The sequence below is a fragment of the Salmonella sp. 32031103-2018-00083-FB-01-SM-01 genome, assembly GCF_017571995.1.
Classification (GTDB): domain Bacteria; phylum Pseudomonadota; class Gammaproteobacteria; order Enterobacterales; family Enterobacteriaceae; genus Salmonella; species Salmonella enterica.
This window is the reverse complement of the sequence record NZ_JAGEQL010000001.1, coordinates 584,104-602,928: the sequence shown is the minus strand read 5'-3', so window position 1 is coordinate 602,928 and position 18,825 is coordinate 584,104. Positions and strand designations below refer to the sequence as shown.

Genomic DNA, 18,825 nt, shown 5'->3' with positions numbered 1-18,825 from the left:
TGTGCCGAACGCAAGCATTAATGTTAATGGAAGCCTCAGATGACCTCTTTTTTACATGCTTATTTTACGCGATTACATTGTCAGCCGTTGGGGGTTCCTACGGTTGAAGCGCTCAGGACGCTTCACTTAGCGCACAACTGCGCGATTCCTTTTGAAAATCTGGATGTGCTACTGCCTCGTGAAATACAGCTCGATGAGACGGCATTAGAGGAGAAACTGCTTTATGCCCGACGCGGTGGATACTGTTTTGAACTGAATGGCCTGTTTGAACGTGCGTTACGCGACATCGGTTTTAACGTCCGAAGCTTATTGGGGCGGGTCATTCTGTCTCATCCCGCCAGTTTACCGCCGCGCACGCACCGTTTGCTGCTGGTTGATGTTGAGGACGAGCAGTGGATCGCGGACGTGGGGTTTGGCGGCCAAACGCTAACCGCGCCGCTTCGTCTGCAGGCTGAAATTGCTCAGCAAACGCCGCATGGCGAATACCGCCTGATGCAGGAGGGGAGCACATGGATTTTACAATTCCGCCACCATGAGCACTGGCAGTCGATGTACTGTTTTGATCTGGGGGTGCAGCAGCAGAGCGATCATGTGATGGGCAATTTCTGGTCGGCTCACTGGCCGCAATCCCATTTTCGTCATCATTTGTTGATGTGCCGCCATTTGCCTGATGGCGGCAAGCTGACATTAACGAATTTCCACTTCACGCGTTACCACCAGGGACATGCCGTTGAACAGGTCAATATACCGGATGTACCGTCGTTGTATCAGTTACTTCAGCAGCAGTTTGGTCTCGGCGTAAATGATGTAAAGCACGGTTTTACCGAGGCGGAGCTGGCCGCGGTAATGGCTGCATTTGATACCCATCCGGAGGCGGGAAAATAGTTTTTTGCCGCGAGGATTTGCGGGCCTGACAAAGATTAAAAAGTAATGGCCCATTCGGCATGAAACAGAATGACCGCCTGGCCGGAGATGGTGACGTTTTCCGGCTCGTTATCGCGAATGGTGACGGTAACATCAACAGTACCCTCTTTGCCTAAAGCGCGCCCCTGATGGCCTTGAATCTGCAGCGTTTTACCGTCATGCGCCATCAGGCCATGATGGACGAGCCATGCCCCCATCGGGCCATTGGCGTTTCCCGTTACCGGATCTTCCACAATCCCTATCGCCGGGGAAAACATTCGCCCATCGGTTTCGTTTTCTCCCGGACGAATCTGGAAAGGAAAAAAGCCGTTACAGCCAATTTGCTGGCTGATTGCCGTCAGGGCTGCCAGATTCGGAGAAAGGGCATCAATATCAACGTCTGGTTTGAGCAGGATCATCACTTTTGCATGTCCTGTTGAAGCCACCTGAATAGGCGCTCCCGGCACGATATCATCTTCAGTCAGGTTTAGTGCGGTGATGATGGCAGCCCGAATCTCTCCGACTAGCGGTGGTTCAAAAGAGGGCTGACCTTGTTCCAGCGTGATGCGATAGTCGTTGTGTTCGGCATGAATTTCAACGCGATGACGGCCCGCTAACGAGGTTTGCCAGACGGTGGTGTTTCCCAACCCCAGTACCGTTGCCCGAACATAATGCGCGGCCACGGTGGCATGACCACAGATGGGGACTTCTACTGTCGGTGTAAAGTAGCGTATGTGCACATCACTCTCTTCGCTTTTTAGCAAAAAGGCGGTTTCCGAGTGACGAAGTTCACGGGCAATCAGCTGCATCTGCGCGTCGCTTAGCGTATCCGCATGTAAGACAACGCCAGCAGAGTTGCCGCGAAAGGGTTCGCTGGTGAAGGCGTCAACATGGTAAATCTGCGGTTTCATTGATGTTCTCCTTTGGCTGAAGAATCATCATAGCCTGTGCGTTGCCGAATGACGACGCCCAGGCGTTTTTCTTTGCCCGGTAAGCGTACCCCCGGGCAAAGAGAATTAGCGGCGGGTACGAACAATCTGGTAGCGACGGGTGAAATACTCAAACGGCGCGCTCCAGACATGAACCAGGCGGGTAAACGGGAAGAGCAGGAAAATAGTCATTCCCAGCACCAGATGAACGCGGAAAACAAACGCCACACCGCTCAGCATTTCCGAAGACCCGCCGCGGAAGGTGACAATACTTTGCGCCCAGCCCACCAACTTCATCATTTCGCTGCCATCCGGATATTGCGCCGAAAACGGAATGGTGCTCAGGCCAAGCAGGCACTGAATCAGCAAAATGCTCATGATGATAATATCTGGTGTAGTGGATGTCGCCCGCACACGCTGATTGGTCAGACGACGCCACAGTAATCCCGCGCCGCCGATCAACGTTAATACGCCGCACACGCCGCCGAGGATCATCGCCATCTGCTGTTTTACCGCAATCGGCAGGAACCAGGCATACATCCAGTGTGGCGTCAGCATCCCAAACAGATGGCCAAAAAAGATCCCCAGAATGCCAATATGGAACAGATTCGACCATATCACCATCCCACGCTTATCCAGCATCTGGCTGGACGACGCGCGCCAGGTATATTGTCCGTAGTCATAGCGCAGCCAACTGCCGAGGAAGAATACCGTGGCGCAAATATAGGGGTAGATGTCGTAAAAAAAGACGTTCAGGTACTGTATCATTTCGGGCCTCCCGCGCTGACGTCGACGTACTGCGGCGCCGCGTCCTGGCTAAAGCGTCGTTGATAATGGTGTAACGGTGAACTGTCACAGGTCGTGGCGTTATCTTCGATAAACTTCACCTGCTCTTCTTCCCAGACGGCGTCCAGTGCCTGACGGGTATCATCCCGCGATTCCTGAACAATCTGCTTGGTGACACTGTCACTTGTAAGCGTACTGCCCGCCAGCGTCAGCAGGGCGTCAAACAGTTGATACCACGGCGCTCCTCGCTGTTTCAGACGACCGCCCAGCAGCGCCAGAATAGGGGCAATATTCTGTAATCCCTCGCGCGCTTCCGCTTCCGGCAACACGCTTAAGTACTCCAGATAGAGCGGCAGGTGATCCGGTAGTTCGCGGCAGTTGAGCTGCAGGCCCACGGTTTCATACTGGCTTAACAAATCGACCATCGCCTGGCCGCGATCGCGGGACTCCGCATGAACATGCTCGAATAACAGCAATGAAGTGGCGCGCCCGCGGTCAAACACTTCGCACCATTCTGCTTGTTTATCCAGTAACGGCGCATAAAGCAGCTCGCGAGTGAAGTCGGTCAGCATTGGCGCATCGTGTTGGATAAGGGCAAGCGCTTCATCCCGACATTCCCACAACTCGTCGTCCGGATATTCCATCAACAGGCCAATCGCTTTGAGGATTTGCATTATTCCCCCTCCGCTTTATCACGCACTTCGGTGATATTGATGGCATCAATACGGCTACTGTTGAACAGGTTGAATTTAGTATCCGAGCCGTGACAACCGTCGCCAAAAGTAAAGCCGCAGCCGTTGCGCTCCGGAAAGGCGTCGCGCGCCATTTCCCGGTGGCTGGTGGGAATGACAAAACGATCTTCATAATTGGCAATCGCCAGGTAGCGATACATCTCTTCAACCTGTTGTACGCTCAGACCCACTTCGTCAATCGCGCGGGTATCCGTCACGCCTTCAACCGTCTGCGAGCGCATGTAGTGGCGCATCGCCATCATCCGCTTTAGCGCCCGAATGACCGGGCCGGTATCGCCCGCGCTGAGCATATTGGCCAGGTACTGGACCGGAATACGCAGCGTTTCCACCGCCGGCAGAATATTGCCATTGTGCGGCAACCCGCCCGCGTCAGCGTATGACTGTATGGGCGACAGCGGCGGTACGTACCAGACCATCGGCAGGGTACGGTATTCCGGGTGCAGCGGAAGCGCCAGCTTCCAGTCCATCGCCATTTTGTACACCGGCGACCGTTGGGCGGCGTCGATGACGTTTTGCGGGATGCCCTGTTTAAGCGCCTCTTCGATGACCGCCGGATCGTGCGGATCGAGAAACACATCGCACTGACGTTCATACAAATCTGTCTCGTGTTCGGTACTGGCCGCTTCTTCAATCCTGTCGGCGTCGTAGAGCAGAACGCCAAGATAACGGATGCGCCCGACGCAGGTTTCCGAACAAACGGTCGGCTGGCCGGATTCAATACGCGGATAGCAAAATATGCATTTCTCAGACTTGCCGCTCTTCCAGTTAAAGTAGATTTTTTTGTACGGACAGCCGCTGATACACAAACGCCAGCCCCGGCATTTATCCTGGTCGATTAGCACGATGCCGTCTTCTTCACGCTTATAAATAGCGCCACTTGGGCAGGTGGCGACACAACTGGGGTTCAGGCAGTGTTCGCACAGGCGCGGCAGGTACATCATGAAGGTGTTTTCGAACTGACCGTACATCTCCTTTTGTATGTTGTCGAAGTTACGGTCGCGGGCGCGTTTTTCAAACTCGCCGCCGAGCAGCTCTTCCCAGTTTGGCCCCCAGATCACCTTGTCCATCCGTTTTCCGTCAATCAGTGAACGAGGACGGGCGGTGGGCTGATGCTTACTCTCCGGCGCATGATGTAAATGCTGATAATCGAAGGTAAAGGGTTCATAGTAATCATCGATTTGCGGAATCACCGGGTTGGCGAAAATTTTACTAATTACCCCCATTTTGCCGCCCAGACGGGGCCTTATCTTGCCATTAACATCACGAACCCAACCGCCTTGCCACTCCTGCTGGTCTTCCCAGTTTTTGGGATAGCCGATGCCCGGTTTAGTTTCGACGTTATTGAACCATGCGTATTCCATCCCTTCACGTCCGGTCCAGACGTTTTTACAGGTGACGGAGCAGGTGTGACAGCCAATACATTTATCGAGATTCAGTACCATCCCAACCTGTGAGCGTATTTTCATTTTTTCGCCTCCTGTACCTGATCCCGGCCCTCATCATCCAGCCAGTTAATGTTTTTCATCTTCCTGATCATGATGAATTCATCGCGATTCGAACCCACGGTTCCGTAATAGTTGAAGCCGTAAGCCAGTTGCGCATAGCCGCCGATCATATGCGTCGGTTTTGGACAGACCCGGGTCACGGAGTTATGGATCCCGCCGCGCATCCCGGTCACTTCCGAGCCCGGAATGTTCATAATTCGCTCCTGGGCGTGGTACATCATGGTCATACCCGGCGGAACACGCTGGCTGACCACCGCACGAGCGGTAAGGGCGCCATTAGCGTTGAAGGCTTCAATCCAGTCGTTATCTTCAATACCCAATTCACGGGCATCGGCTTCGCTAATCCAGACAATCGGCCCGCCGCGCGACAAGGTCAGCATCAGCAGGTTTTCGCTGTAGGTGGAGTGAATTCCCCATTTCTGGTGCGGTGTCAGGAAGTTAAGCGCTTTTTCCGGGAAACCGTTGGGCGGAATTTCTCGCATTTCGCTGACGCTGCGGGTATCAATCGGCGGACGATATGCCACCAGGCTTTCGCCAAAAGCGCGCATCCACGCATGATCCTGATAGAGTTGTTGCCGCCCCGACAACGTGCGCCACGGGATCAGTTCATGTACATTGGTATATCCGGCGTTATAAGAGACATGCTCGCTTTCCAGTCCTGACCAGGTCGGGCTGGAGATAATTTTGCGCGGTTGCGCCTGGATATCACGAAAGCGAATTTTCTCATCTTCTTTATTGATGGCCAGATGGGTGTGCTCGCGCCCGGTCATCTCGCCCAGCGCCTGCCAGGCTTTCACCGCCACCTGACCGTTGGTTTCCGGCGCTAAGGCAAGAATCACTTCCGAAGCATCCAGCGCGGTGTCGATCCGCGGACGTCCTTTCGCCGGACCATCGTGTTTGGTGTAATTGAGCTTACCGAGGAAATCGACTTCATCTTGCGTATTCCAGGCAATCCCCTTACCGCCGTTGCCTAATTTATCCAGCAGGGGACCCAGCGAGGTAAAACGTTCATAGGTGGCCGGATAATCGCGTTCAACCACGACGATATTGGGGGCGGTTTTGCCCGGAATAAGTTCGCACTCGCCTTTACGCCAGTCGAGAATATCAAATGGCTGCGCCAGTTCCGCCGGGGAATCATGCTGGAGCGGGTGTAACACCACATCGGTTTCCTGTCCGAGGTGTCCGACACACACCTCAGAAAAGACGCTGGCGATACCTTTGTAGATTTCCCAGTCGCTTTTGGATTCCCAGGCAGGATCGACCGCGGCGGAAAGGGGGTGGATAAACGGATGCATATCCGAGGTATTCATATCGTCTTTTTCATACCAGGTGGCGGTCGGCAAAACGATATCGGAAAACAGACAGGTACTGGACATACGGAAATCAAGCGTGACCAACAGATCGAGCTTGCCCTCAATCGCGGCGGACTGCCATTCCACCTCTTCAGGCTTAATTCCTTCGCTGGAACCCAGCGCTTCGCCCTGGATACCGCTGTCGGTGCCCAGCAGATATTTGAGCATGTACTCATGACCTTTCCCGGAGGAGCCGAGCAGGTTAGAGCGCCAGACAAATAAATTTCGCGGGTGATTATGACCACTGTCAGGCTGTTCGCAGGCAAAACGGATAGCGCCTGATTTCAACGCCTGCACGGTATAATCCGCCGCAGACAGCCCGGCTTTATCAGCGCTCGCTTTCACGCTGAGCGGGTTAAGATTAAGCTGCGGCGCCGAGGGTAGCCAGCCCATACGTTCCGCGCGCACGTTGAAATCGATCAGGTGTCCGGAAAATTTAGCCGGATCGGCCAACGGCGACAGCAACTCTTGCGCAGTCAGTTTTTCATAGCGCCACTGGCTGGCATGGTTGTAGAAAAACGAGGTACTGTTCATCTGACGCGGCGGGCGATTCCAGTCCAGCGCGAAGGCCAGCGGCAGCCAGCCGGTTTGCGGCCGCAGCTTCTCCTGGCCGACATAGTGCGCCCAGCCGCCGCCAGTTTGTCCAACACAGCCGCAGAACACCAGCATGTTAATCATCCCACGGTAATTCATATCCATGTGATACCAGTGATTCACTCCCGCGCCGAGGATGATCATCGAACGACCGTGAGTTTTATGAGCGGTCTCGGCAAATTCACGTGCAATAGTTTCGATATGTCGACGCGGCACGCCGGTAATCTGTTCGCCCCAGGCCGGCGTGTAGGCTTTTACGTCGTTATAATTATTGGCGCTATGGCAGTCATCCAGACCACGATCCAGCCCATAATTGGCCAGCACCAGATCGTAAACGCTGACGACCATCCGCTCGCTACCGTCCGCCAGAGCCAGACGTTTCACCGGTAACTTACGTACCAGCACCGGTTCCTGCCGCACGCTGCGAAAATGTGGGTTTTCGTTACCGCCAAAATAGGGGAAGGCGACACCCGCCACATCATCATGCTGACCGAGTAAAGAGAGCGACAGTTCAGTTTCGACGCCCGCCGCCACCGCTTCCAGGTTCCATTTTCCCTTTTCTCCCCAGCGAAAACCGATAGAACCATTGGGCGCGACCAGTTCGCCCGTACTGTTGAGCGCGACGGTTTTCCATTCCGGATTATTGGCTTCTCCCAGTCCATCCACCAGATCCGACGCGCGCATCATACGCCCCGGTACATAACTGCCGTCTGCGTGCTCATCCAACAGGACCAGCATCGGCATGTCGGTATAACGGCGGCAATAGTTAAGGAAATAGTCGCTGGGATTATCGAGATGAAACTCTTTCAAAATGACGTGACCCATGGCCATCGCCAGCGCACTGTCTGTACCTTGCTTTGGCGCCAGCCACTGATCGCACAGTTTAGCGACTTCGGAATAGTCCGGGGTGATGGCGATTGTCTTGGTGCCTTTGTAGCGCACTTCGGTAAAGAAGTGGGCGTCCGGGGTACGCGTCTGCGGCACGTTAGAGCCCCAGGCAATAATGTAGGCTGAGTTATACCAGTCGGCGGACTCCGGCACGTCAGTCTGCTCGCCCCAGGTCATTGGCGACGCGGGCGGAAGATCGCAATACCAGTCATAGAAGCTCAGACAAGTACCGCCAAGCAATGACAGATAACGTGTTCCGGCGGCGTAAGAAACCATCGACATCGCCGGAATAGGTGAAAACCCCGCCACACGATCCGGTCCATAGGTTTTGATTGTCCAGACGTTAGCAGCGGCAATGAGCTGATTCAGCTCTTTCCAGTTCGAACGAATAAAGCCGCCATGTCCGCGCACCTGTTTGTAACTTTGGCATTTTTGCGGGTCGTTCATTATAGATTCCCATGCCAGTACCGGATCGCTGTGCCGGGAAAGGGCCTCGCGCCACAGTTCTATCAGCCGCTTACGCACCAGAGGGTATTTCAGACGGTTGGCGCTATAGAGATACCAGGAGTAGCTGGCGCCGCGCGGGCAGCCGCGCGGTTCATGGTTCGGTAAATCGGGACGCGTGCGCGGGTAGTCGGTTTGCTGGGTTTCCCACGTCACCAGACCGTTTTTGACATAAATTTTCCAGCTACAGGAGCCCGTGCAGTTGACGCCGTGGGTTGAGCGCACGATCTTATCAAACTGCCAGCGCTGGCGATAACTGTCTTCCCAGTCGCGGTTGGTATACATCACCTGACCATGGCCGTCGGCAAAGGTATCGCCTTTTTGTTTAAAGTAACGAAAGCGATCCAACAGTTTACTCATGACATTTCTCCTGCTTCGATAAATTTTCCGCCATCCTGTCGATTTGGCGTTAAACCATTGCCGGATGGCCGTCCTACAGGTATGTATGTTGTTATTGTTGTTTAGGCTTACGACGCCCGTAGACCAGCCAGGTCAGCAGGACGCAAGCGATGTAAAACAGCAAAAAGATTTTCATGGCGCCCACCGGCGAGCCGGTCAATGCCAAAGAGGTGCCAAACGCTTTTGGAATAAAGAAGCCGCCCACAGCGCCAATAGCGGAGATAAACCCGAGCGCGGCGGCGGTATCCGTCACCGCTTCGCGCTGCGCCTGCTCATCGCTCCCGCCGCGCAGTTTGACGTTGTAGAGCGTGATCTGACGAAAGATCACCGCAATCATCTGGAAGGTAGAACCGCTGCCGAGACCCGCTGTCAAAAACAGGCCCATAAAAACAAGATAGAACGCGCTAAAGCTGCCTGCGCCGGATCCTGGCAGCGTGAGGAATAGCAGGGCGGTAAACAGCGCCATAAAGATAAAATTAATGAGCGTTACGCGAACGCCGCCGAATTTATCGGAGATCACGCCGCCTGCCGATCGCGCCAGCGCGCCGATAAAGGGGCCAAAGAACGCCAGTTGCAGAATGTTTACGTCGGGAAATTGCGTTTTGGCGAGCATGGCGAAACCTGCGGAAAAGCCGATGAATGACCCGAATGTCGCCAGGTACAGCAGGCTAAGCAGCCACAGGTGCAGGCGTTTTAGCACCGGCAATTGCGAGGCGACAGACGCTTTTGAACTGCCGATATCGTTCATACCAAACCAGGCGGCAAGTGTCGCGACAGCCAGTAACGGCACCCAGATCCAGGCGGCGTTAGTGAGGGCGAGCAGGGAGCCATCAGGTTGCGGCACGCCCCGGACGCCTAAAAAAGTAAATATCGGCAGAAAAATAACCAGCGGCGCAATCAACTGCATCACACTGACGCCAAGATTTCCCAAGCCGCCGTTAATACCCAACGCGCTACCTTGTCTGGCTTTTGGAAAGAAAAAACTGATGTTGCCCATACTGGACGCGAAGTTTGCCCCCGCAAAACCGCACAACAGAGCGATGAGCATAAATACCCCGAAAGGGGTGGCGGGATTTTGCACGGCGAATCCCAGCCAGGCGCAGGGAATAATCAATATTACGGTGCTTAATACGGTCCATTTACGGCCACCAAACAGTGGCACCATAAAGGAGTAGGGAACGCGTAATATTGCGCCGGAAAGAGAAGGTAATGCGGTTAATAAAAAGAGTTGGTCGGTGGTAAAATTAAATCCAATTTTATTGAGGTTGACGGCAACAGCGCTAAACAACATCCAGACGCAAAATGCCAGGAGCAAACAACTTACTGAAATCCATAAGTTTCTTCTGGCGATGCCTTTCCCTTTATTCTCCCAGAAGGCTGGATTTTCGGGCCGCCAGTCACTCAAGAGATAACGGTTATAATTCTCGTTTTGTCGTGTCATTTTACCCCTCACATGCGCATATCATTTGAAAAAAACACAAAAAAGAGACAGAGCGTCACGCGCTCTTTTGAGAACTTATTGAAGTTTTTTTAGAATATTGAGTGAAAGAATAGATAAAAAACCAGGCCAGCGCGGCGCGAAGAGGAGATATGATGTTTCTTAATTGTTACTATTTGTAAACTAAAAGTGATTTTTATTAAATTATTTGTAACTTTACGCAAAGAGTTCAAGCGTAATCATCCGATCCAGATGGTATTTAAACGCGGGATCGGCCATTTCCGGAATACCCAGCACATACATACCGTCCAGCCCGCACACCAGTGCGATAAGCCGCCAGGCGATATCCGTGGCGTTAGCAGTAAACGTAAATTCTCCTGCCTGTTTGCCCTGCTCAATAATTGTGACCGTTTCCTCATGCCACATCTGCATCGTAAGGAGATAAGCATCTCTGATGTGCGGATCCCGGTCGGCCAGAATTTGCGCCTCTCGCCACAATTTTATGTAAGGCTCGAAGCCGCCGTCTTCGCTACCCAACATAGCGTGAAGCCGTGCACGCCAGGTGGCGGGCGGCGGAACTTGCCCGGCATCAAGCAGGGTACGGATCAAATGGACAAAGGCCAGCGCTTTGAGCTCGCCCGCTGAGCTAAAGTGGTGATGCACCTGTCCGGCGGCGACATCGGCTTCTGATGCGATACGTCGCACCGTCATGGCGGCAAACCCCTCTGCCAGCGCCACGCGCATCGCCGCTTGCAGGATCACTTCGCGGCGTTCATCCCGGTTAAGGTAACTCATATTTTCCCCACATTAGCCAATGCGCGCAGTGTAACAAAAAGCTGGACATTCGTTCAACTTACCGTAGGATCCTGAAACTGGACAAGTGTCCAAATTTGAGTTTTTGAAGGGAGATTTATGTTTCGTCAGTGGTTAACGTTAGTCATTATTGTGCTGGTCTATATTCCTGTCGCCATTGATGCCACGGTCTTGCATGTCGCCGCCCCAACACTGAGTATGACACTGGGGGCCAGCGGCAACGAGCTGCTGTGGATCATTGATATTTATTCTTTGGTTATGGCTGGCATGGTGTTGCCGATGGGCGCGCTTGGCGATCGTATCGGTTTTAAACGCCTGCTGATGCTGGGCGGGACGCTCTTTGGCCTGGCGTCACTGGCGGCAGCGTTTTCGCATACCGCCAGTTGGCTTATTGCCACCAGGGTATTACTGGCTATTGGCGCGGCGATGATTGTACCGGCGACGCTGGCCGGGATACGCGCCACCTTTTGTGAAGAGAAGCATCGCAACATGGCGCTGGGCGTCTGGGCAGCGGTAGGTTCGGGCGGAGCGGCGTTTGGGCCGCTCATCGGCGGCATATTATTAGAGCATTTTTACTGGGGATCGGTTTTCCTGATCAACGTGCCGATTGTGCTAGTCGTCATGGGCTTAACCGCCCGCTATGTTCCTCGCCAGGCGGGCCGTCGCGATCAACCGCTCAATCTTGGCCATGCGGTGATGCTGATTATTGCCATTTTGCTGTTGGTCTATAGCGCTAAAACCGCGCTGAAAGGGCATCTGTCGCTGTGGGTCATCTCGTTTACCCTGCTTACCGGCGCGCTGCTCCTGGGACTCTTTATCCGCACACAGCTTGCGACATCGCGTCCGATGATTGATATGCGACTATTTACCCATCGCATTATCCTGAGCGGCGTCGTGATGGCGATGACCGCGATGATCACTCTGGTGGGTTTTGAGCTGCTGATGGCGCAAGAGCTGCAGTTTGTTCACGGGCTATCGCCTTATGAGGCCGGGGTATTTATGCTGCCGGTGATGGTCGCCAGTGGATTCAGCGGGCCGATTGCGGGCGTGCTGGTCTCGCGTCTGGGACTACGGCTGGTCGCGACGGGCGGCATGGCGTTAAGCGCGCTGAGTTTTTATGGCCTGGCGATGACGGATTTCAGCACCCAACAATGGCAGGCCTGGGGGCTGATGGCGCTGCTGGGATTTAGCGCCGCCAGCGCATTGCTGGCTTCCACGTCGGCAATTATGGCCGCTGCGCCGGCAGAAAAAGCAGCGGCGGCCGGCGCGATAGAAACGATGGCTTATGAACTGGGCGCGGGACTGGGCATTGCCATTTTCGGTCTATTGTTAAGCCGTAGCTTCTCCGCGTCTATCCGTCTGCCTGCCGGGCTTGAGGCGCAAGAGATTGCCAGAGCGTCATCTTCAATGGGAGAAGCCGTGCAGTTGGCGAATAGCCTACCGCCCACGCAGGGGCAGGCAATACTGGACGCCGCCAGACATGCCTTTATCTGGTCGCATAGCGTGGCGTTAAGCAGCGCCGGGAGTATGCTTCTTTTGCTGGCGGTAGGGATGTGGTTCAGCCTGGCAAAAGCCCAACGCCGATAACATAACGCCTGGTGAGATAAGCGCTTAATGCGCTAGCTGGCAGGGGGAGTCCATTTCCTCAACCTCTTTACCGCTGAGGCGTGCGTATTGCCCCGTCAGTCGCCAGAAGGCAGGCTGGGTTTCGGTATAAATTTCCGCAGCCAGAATCAGCCGACGGCGATCAACTTCGTTCAGTTCCAGTAAGGTCCAGGGAATAAAATAGCGATCGGTATCGGTAAGCCGGAACCACAGCGGACACCCGCAGCCGGAACAGAAGTAGCGTTCGCCGCGCGAAGAGGATGAAAAGTATGGCGGTTCCGGGGAAAGGGGGGCTAGCTGTGGTTGCCCGCAGGCTTCCAGATACATGGCTATTCCACCCGACCATTTTTGACACAGCGTACAATGGCAGGCATAGACATCCAGCATTTCGACGTCAACGGTAAAATGGCTCTGTCCGCAAAGACAACGACCAGTGAACGTCTGCACGGCATACTCCTTATGACCGAGTCTACATCAAGAGAAAAAGCCAGCCCTGAAAGGACTGGCTTTGTATTCAGACTACAACAAAATTAGAACTGGTAGTTCAGACCAACAGCAACGATGTTGTCGGTAGACACTTTAGCCGCTTTGGTGAAGTCGCTGTCGTCCAGCAGGTTGATTTTGTAATCAACGAAGGTGGACATGTTTTTGTTGAAGTAGTAGGTAGCACCGACATCGATGTACTCAACCAGATCCTGGTCGCCGTAAGTACCCAGGTTTTTACCTTTGGATTTCAGGTAAGCGATGGACGGACGCAGACCGAAGTCGAACTGATACTGAGCAACCGCTTCGAAGTTCTGGGTTTTATTCGCGATAAACGCATCACCCGCTGCATCTTCACCGAAGGTGGTCATGTTCAGCGTTTCGGAGTAGGTGGTCGCCAGGTAGATGTTGTTCGCATCATATTTCAGACCAGCAGCCCAGACTTCAGCGTTTTTACCCGCAGCATTCAGGTTGCTCGCTGCTTTCACCTGGTTGTTAGTACGGTCAGACTTCGCATAGGCCGCACCTACGCCAAAACCTTCGTACTCATACGTTGCGGACAGACCGAAACCGTCGCCGTTAGACTCGTATGCGCCGTCACGGTCGTTTTTGCCCTGGTACTGCGCGGCAAAGTTCAGACCTTCAACCAGGCCAAAGAAGTCAGTGTTACGGTAGGTGGCAACACCAGTAGTACGGCCAGTCATGAAGACGTCAGTCTGAGTCCAGGTATCGCCACCAAACTCTGGCAGAACGTCGGTCCATGCACCGATGTCGTAAGCAACGCCGTAGTTACGACCGTAGTCGAAAGAACCGTAGTCAGCGAATTTCAGACCAGCAAACGCCAGACGGGTTTTGTCTTTGTCAGCGCCCTGGCTTTCAGTACGGTTGCCTTTGAATTCATATTCCCACTGGCCAAAACCGGTTAACTGATCGTTGATCTGCGTTTCGCCTTTAAAGCCCAGACGCGCGTAAGTTTTGTCACCATCACTTCCGTTATCATCAGAGAAATAATGCTGAGCGTGAACTTTACCGTACAGATCCAGTTTATTGCCGTCTTTGTTATATACCTCGGCTGCATTTACAACGCCTGCTGCCAACAGGGAAGTCACTGCCACTGCCACTAACTTAAGTTTCATTTTAATAATCCTTATAATTTTCTTAGCGTGTTTCCTCAACCATTGTTAAACGAGGCGTTTGTCAATGGCAGACTATTTTTAAATGACGGAGTGGCATAAGTTCAATAATAAGTTTCATAAGATTACAAATTATTTTAATTTGTGTGATCGAGATCTCCTTAATACATTTGAGAGTATTAATTCAAATAGGGACTGTCTAATAAGATATATTTTCGGAGGGGACTATTGGGCTGTTTATGGTTTTATTTTTGGTAGTACCGACTGATTATTATATGCACTAATAACAGTTGCTAGCTAGCGTTAATTATATATTTGTTAATAAAATTATATCATCACATTAACATATTTAACGATTTTATAAAATCCGTATTTTTTACCAGCGCATCCTGGTATGGCGCAGGGGGAGCACGTGAAAATGAAAAATCGTCAAATACACACAGGCGATAGATAAAAGCGTAGTTGTGTTATGAAGAGTGTCAAGGTGCAGCGGGTCGATTTAATATCAACATCGGCCCGCCCGTCGCTATTAGCGCCGCCGCGTTGCCAGCCAACAAAGTAGCGAACCTACGCAAACCATGACTGCGCCTTGCCAGAAGGAGAATGACAGTGGCGAGCTGAGTAACAGCGCGGCCAGAGCAGAGGACATGACGGGGGTAAAATAAGACCCTACGGCCATGATAGTCACATTGCCATGAAGTATGCCCACATTCCATGCGGCGTAGGCAAACCCTAACGTTAATGCCGCGGTAAAAAGTTTAGCAATCACCGGTAGGCTAAATATCATGGCAGGTTGCGGAGTAAGAAAATAGTGGAACCACAGCGCCACGGCGGTGAGTAACACAAAGACGGTGATACCGTTAAAACCACGCGCATATTTATTGGTGACCGTGCAGTACGTCGCCCATATAAACGCCCCAAGAAATGCCAGGAAATAACTTAGCGGACTGGTGGCGACATTGTTGATAATTTCTCCGGCATTAAGACCATTCTCGCCCCCCAGAACCCAGCAAACGCCAGTAAGTGCAATAAGCAATCCAGGCACAATAAGCCAGTTAGTTTTTTGCCCGTTAAAAAGAATGGCAAACAGAATGGTCAGGCTGGGCCATAAATAGTTAACCATGCCGACTTCGATAGCCTGATGGCGAGTGGCGGCATAACCGAGAGAAAGCGCCAGGCATATTTCATAACTGACAAACAGTACGCTGCCTGCGATGAGGTATCGCCCCGGGAAACGGCGGATATCAGGTAATCCGACGGTAAAAATCAGCAGCAGGCCGCTTAATGAATAGATCATGGCTGCGCCGCCTACCGGTCCGAGACCTTCGCTGACGCCGCGAATTAACCCAACCATCGTGCTCCACAGAACGATGGCAACAAGCCCTATTAGCGTTGCTTTTTGTGATGTCATGCTTTGTGGCTATCCTGAATACCGCGCAAAATAAACTGCCACTTATAGCACTTTTTCCGAGGGCGATGCCATGCAGTGTCATTTTTTAGTACCTCCCTGGAGTTATTGCAGTTTAAAAATAGGGCTATTTAATAGCGGAACCGTTTCAATATTGATTTGACGCAAAAAAGTTATCGATTTTGCTGTTAGTTTCCTCGCGAAGTTATACACGCATCCTGGACTGAGGTTTTGATGCAGTTCGAAGGAGGCGTGCATCCGTGGAAAAAAGAGGAAAGCAATGGACGTCAGCCGCAGACAATTTTTTAAAATCTGCGCGGGCGGTATGGCGGGAACAACGGTGGCCGCACTGGGTTTTACCCCTAAAATGGCCCTGGCTCAGGCGCGAAACTATAAGCTGTTGCGCGCAAAAGAGATCCGTAACTCCTGCACATACTGTTCCGTAGGTTGCGGGCTATTAATGTATAGCCTGGGAGATGGGGCAAAAAACGCGAAAGAAGCGATTTACCATATTGAAGGCGACCCGGATCATCCGGTAAGCCGTGGCGCGCTGTGCCCGAAAGGGGCCGGTTTGCTGGATTATGTTCACAGTGAAGATCGCCTACGCTATCCGGAATACCGCGCGCCGGGTTCCGACAAGTGGCAGCGCATTAGCTGGGATGACGCTTTCACTCGTATTGCTAAATTAATGAAAGCCGACCGTGACGCCAACTTTATTGAAAAGAATGAGCAGGGCGTCACGGTTAACCGCTGGCTCTCTACCGGGATGCTGTGCGCCTCGGCGGCCAGCAATGAAACGGGTATACTGACGCAGAAGTTTGCCCGTTCTCTCGGTATGCTGGCGGTAGATAACCAGGCGCGCGTCTGACACGGACCAACGGTAGCAAGTCTTGCTCCAACATTTGGTCGCGGTGCGATGACCAACCACTGGGTGGATATTAAAAACGCCAACGTCGTGATGGTGATGGGCGGCAATGCCGCAGAAGCGCATCCGGTGGGTTTCCGCTGGGCGATGGAAGCGAAAAACAATAACGATGCGACGCTGATTGTCGTTGATCCACGCTTTACACGTACGGCGTCGGTGGCGGATATCTATGCGCCAATACGTTCCGGTACAGACATTACCTTTCTGTCCGGCGTGTTGCTGTACCTGATCGAAAATAACAAAATCAACGCTGAGTACGTTAAGCATTACACCAACGCCAGCCTGCTGGTGCGGGATGATTTTGCCTTTGATGACGGTCTTTTCAGCGGCTATGACGCCCAAAAGCGTCAGTACGATAAATCCTCCTGGAACTACCAGTTCGATGAAAACGGCTATGCCAAACGTGATGAAACGTTGACGCACCCATGCTGTGTGTGGAATCTGCTGAAGCAGCACGTTTCGCGCTATACGCCGGACGTTGTGGAAAACATTTGCGGTACGCCGAAAGCGGACTTCCTGAAGGTGTGTGAGGTGTTGGCCTCTACCAGCGCTCCGGATCGCACTACGACCTTCCTGTATGCGCTGGGCTGGACGCAACATACCGTCGGGGCGCAGAACATCCGTACCATGGCGATGATCCAGTTGCTGCTCGGCAATATGGGGATGGCTGGCGGCGGTGTGAACGCCTTGCGCGGCCACTCTAATATTCAGGGCTTAACGGATTTAGGACTGCTCTCCACCAGCCTGCCGGGTTACCTGACGCTACCGTCAGAAAAACAGGCCGATCTGCAAACTTATCTGGCCGCGAATACCCCCAAAGCGACGCTGGCCGATCAGGTCAACTACTGGGGTAATTATCCTAAGTTCTTCGTCAGCCTGATGAAATCTTTCTATGGCGATGCGGCGCAGAAAGAGAATGACTGGGGTTTTGCCTGGCTGCCTAAGTGGGATCAGTCCTATGACGTGATCAAATATTTCAACATGATGGATAGCGGGAAAGTCACCGGCTATTTCTGTCAGGGCTTTAACCCGGTGGCGTCCTTCCCGGACAAAAACAAAGTGGTGCAAAGCTTAAGCAAATTGAAGTATCTGGTCGTTATCGATCCGCTGGTGACTGAAACGTCAACATTCTGGCAGAACCACGGCGAATCTAACGATGTCGATCCGACAACGATTCAGACCGAAGTCTTCCGTCTGCCGTCTACCTGTTTTGCAGAAGAGGATGGCTCTATCGCTAACTCCGGCCGCTGGCTACAGTGGCACTGGAAAGGTCAGGACGCGCCGGGCGAAGCGCGTAACGACGGCGAGATTCTGGCCGGTATTTACCATCGTCTGCGTGAAATGTATCGCGCAGAAGGCGGTAAAGGCGCCGAACCACTATTGAAGATGAGCTGGAATTACAAGCAGCCGGATGAACCGCATTCGGAAGAAGTGGCGAAAGAGAACAACGGCTATGCGCTGGAAGATCTCTATGACGCCAACGGTACACTGCTTGCCAGGAAAGGCCAGTTGTTGAGCAGTTTTGCATTACTGCGCGATGACGGTACGACATCCTCCTCCTGCTGGATTTATACCGGTAGCTGGACGGAGCAGGGCAACCAGATGTCCAGGCGTGATAACGCCGACCCGTCAGGGCTTGGCAATACACTGGGTTGGGCGTGGGCGTGGCCGCTAAACCGTCGCGTATTGTATAACCGCGCTTCGGCGGATCCGCAGGGTAAACCGTGGGATCCAAAACGGATGCTTATCCAGTGGAACGGCGCGAAGTGGACAGGGAACGATATTCCGGACTTTAACAACGCGGCGCCGGGGAGCGGGACCAATCCGTTTATCATGCAGCCGGAAGGGCTGGGACGTCTGTTTGCTATTGATAAAATGGCAGAAGGACCGTTCCCTGAACACTACGAGCCGATGGAAACGCCGCTGGGCACTAACCCGCTGCACCCGAATGTGATCTCGAACCCGGCGGCGCGTCTGTATGAAGAAGATGCGCTGCGCATGGGTAAGAAGGAGCAGTTTCCGTACGTGGGCACGACTTACCGCCTCACAGAGCATTTCCATACCTGGACCAAACATGCGCTACTTAACGCTATCGCTCAGCCGGAACAGTTTGTGGAGATCAGTGAGACGCTGGCGGCAGCGAAAGGTATTGCTAACGGCGACTATGTGAAGGTGAGCAGTAAACGCGGGTTTATTCGCGCGGTCGCGGTGGTAACTCGTCGTCTTCGCACCCTGCATGTCAACGGTCAGCAGGTTGAAACGGTGGGGATCCCGATTCACTGGGGCTTTGAGGGTGTCGCGCGCAAAGGCTATATCGCCAATACTCTGACGCCAAATGTCGGTGATGCCAACTCGCAAACGCCGGAATACAAAGCGTTTTTAGTTAACATCGAGAAGGCGTAAGGGAG

The 18,825-nt window shown here is 53.1% G+C and carries 13 protein-coding genes; 3 read left to right on the top strand and 10 right to left on the bottom strand.

The genetic code is table 11. The annotated features are described in order from the left end of the window. Positions 1-39 precede the first annotated feature (39 nt). The gene (gene nhoA / locus J4614_RS02955; protein WP_000200327.1) at positions 40-885 is read left to right on the top strand and encodes an N-hydroxyarylamine O-acetyltransferase; all 846 of its coding nucleotides are present in this window, start codon (positions 40-42) and stop codon (positions 883-885) included. Positions 886-920: 35 nt separating this feature from the next. On the opposite strand, the gene J4614_RS02950 is transcribed toward nhoA, so the two are convergent. The 7 genes from J4614_RS02950 to J4614_RS02920 all read right to left on the bottom strand — a co-directional run bounded on the left by J4614_RS02950 (position 921) and on the right by J4614_RS02920 (position 10,845). Next, positions 921-1,814, bottom strand: a complete 894-nt coding sequence (locus J4614_RS02950) for a PhzF family isomerase (RefSeq protein WP_000804290.1) — start codon at positions 1,812-1,814, stop codon at positions 921-923. A 105-nt stretch (positions 1,815-1,919) separates the two neighbouring features. After that, positions 1,920-2,600, bottom strand: a complete 681-nt coding sequence (narI, locus tag J4614_RS02945) for a respiratory nitrate reductase subunit gamma (protein WP_000617106.1) — start codon at positions 2,598-2,600, stop codon at positions 1,920-1,922. Continuing rightward, on the bottom strand, positions 2,597-3,292 hold the full coding sequence (gene narW, locus J4614_RS02940; protein WP_001166293.1) for a nitrate reductase molybdenum cofactor assembly chaperone: 696 nt from the start codon (positions 3,290-3,292) through the stop codon (positions 2,597-2,599). Before narW ends, narI begins: the two co-directional genes overlap by 4 nt. Further along, entirely contained in the window at positions 3,292-4,836 is a 1,545-nt protein-coding gene (gene narH / locus J4614_RS02935; protein ID WP_039518143.1) for a nitrate reductase subunit beta, read from the bottom strand. The genes narW and narH overlap by 1 nt, the downstream gene beginning before the upstream one ends. Further along, complete coding sequence (locus J4614_RS02930) at positions 4,833-8,573, bottom strand: nitrate reductase subunit alpha (protein ID WP_000040411.1); 3,741 nt, start codon at positions 8,571-8,573, stop codon at positions 4,833-4,835. The genes narH and J4614_RS02930 overlap by 4 nt, the downstream gene beginning before the upstream one ends. A 91-nt stretch (positions 8,574-8,664) precedes the next feature. Continuing rightward, entirely contained in the window at positions 8,665-10,053 is a 1,389-nt protein-coding gene (locus J4614_RS02925) for a NarK family nitrate/nitrite MFS transporter (protein ID WP_000198255.1), read from the bottom strand. A gap of 213 nt (positions 10,054-10,266) precedes the next feature. Beyond that, a complete protein-coding gene (locus J4614_RS02920) occupies positions 10,267-10,845 on the bottom strand; it encodes a TetR family transcriptional regulator (protein ID WP_000121044.1) in 579 nt (192 codons plus the stop codon). A 117-nt stretch (positions 10,846-10,962) separates the two neighbouring features. Here J4614_RS02920 and smvA point away from each other — a divergent pair, with 117 nt between their 5' ends. Further along, positions 10,963-12,450 (top strand): methyl viologen efflux MFS transporter SmvA, encoded by a 1,488-nt coding sequence (smvA, locus tag J4614_RS02915; protein ID WP_000489731.1) that lies wholly within the window; start codon positions 10,963-10,965, stop codon positions 12,448-12,450. A gap of 24 nt (positions 12,451-12,474) precedes the next feature. Here the strand turns inward: smvA and J4614_RS02910 are convergent, their stop codons facing one another. From J4614_RS02910 to yddG, 3 genes are all read right to left on the bottom strand, one after another. Next, positions 12,475-12,855, bottom strand: a complete 381-nt coding sequence (locus J4614_RS02910; protein ID WP_014343841.1) for a GFA family protein — start codon at positions 12,853-12,855, stop codon at positions 12,475-12,477. A gap of 143 nt (positions 12,856-12,998) precedes the next feature. Next, a complete protein-coding gene (ompD, locus tag J4614_RS02905) occupies positions 12,999-14,087 on the bottom strand; it encodes a porin OmpD (RefSeq protein WP_000769035.1) in 1,089 nt (362 codons plus the stop codon). 526 nt (positions 14,088-14,613) lie between these two features. Further along, on the bottom strand, positions 14,614-15,495 hold the full coding sequence (gene yddG / locus J4614_RS02900) for an aromatic amino acid efflux DMT transporter YddG (RefSeq protein WP_001527674.1): 882 nt from the start codon (positions 15,493-15,495) through the stop codon (positions 14,614-14,616). A 277-nt stretch (positions 15,496-15,772) separates the two neighbouring features. Between yddG and fdnG the strand changes: the two genes are divergently transcribed. Continuing rightward, positions 15,773-18,820: a formate dehydrogenase-N subunit alpha gene (gene fdnG / locus J4614_RS02895; RefSeq protein ID WP_208293054.1), complete on the top strand. Its 3,048-nt coding sequence runs from the start codon at positions 15,773-15,775 to the stop codon at positions 18,818-18,820. Positions 18,821-18,825 lie beyond the last annotated feature (5 nt).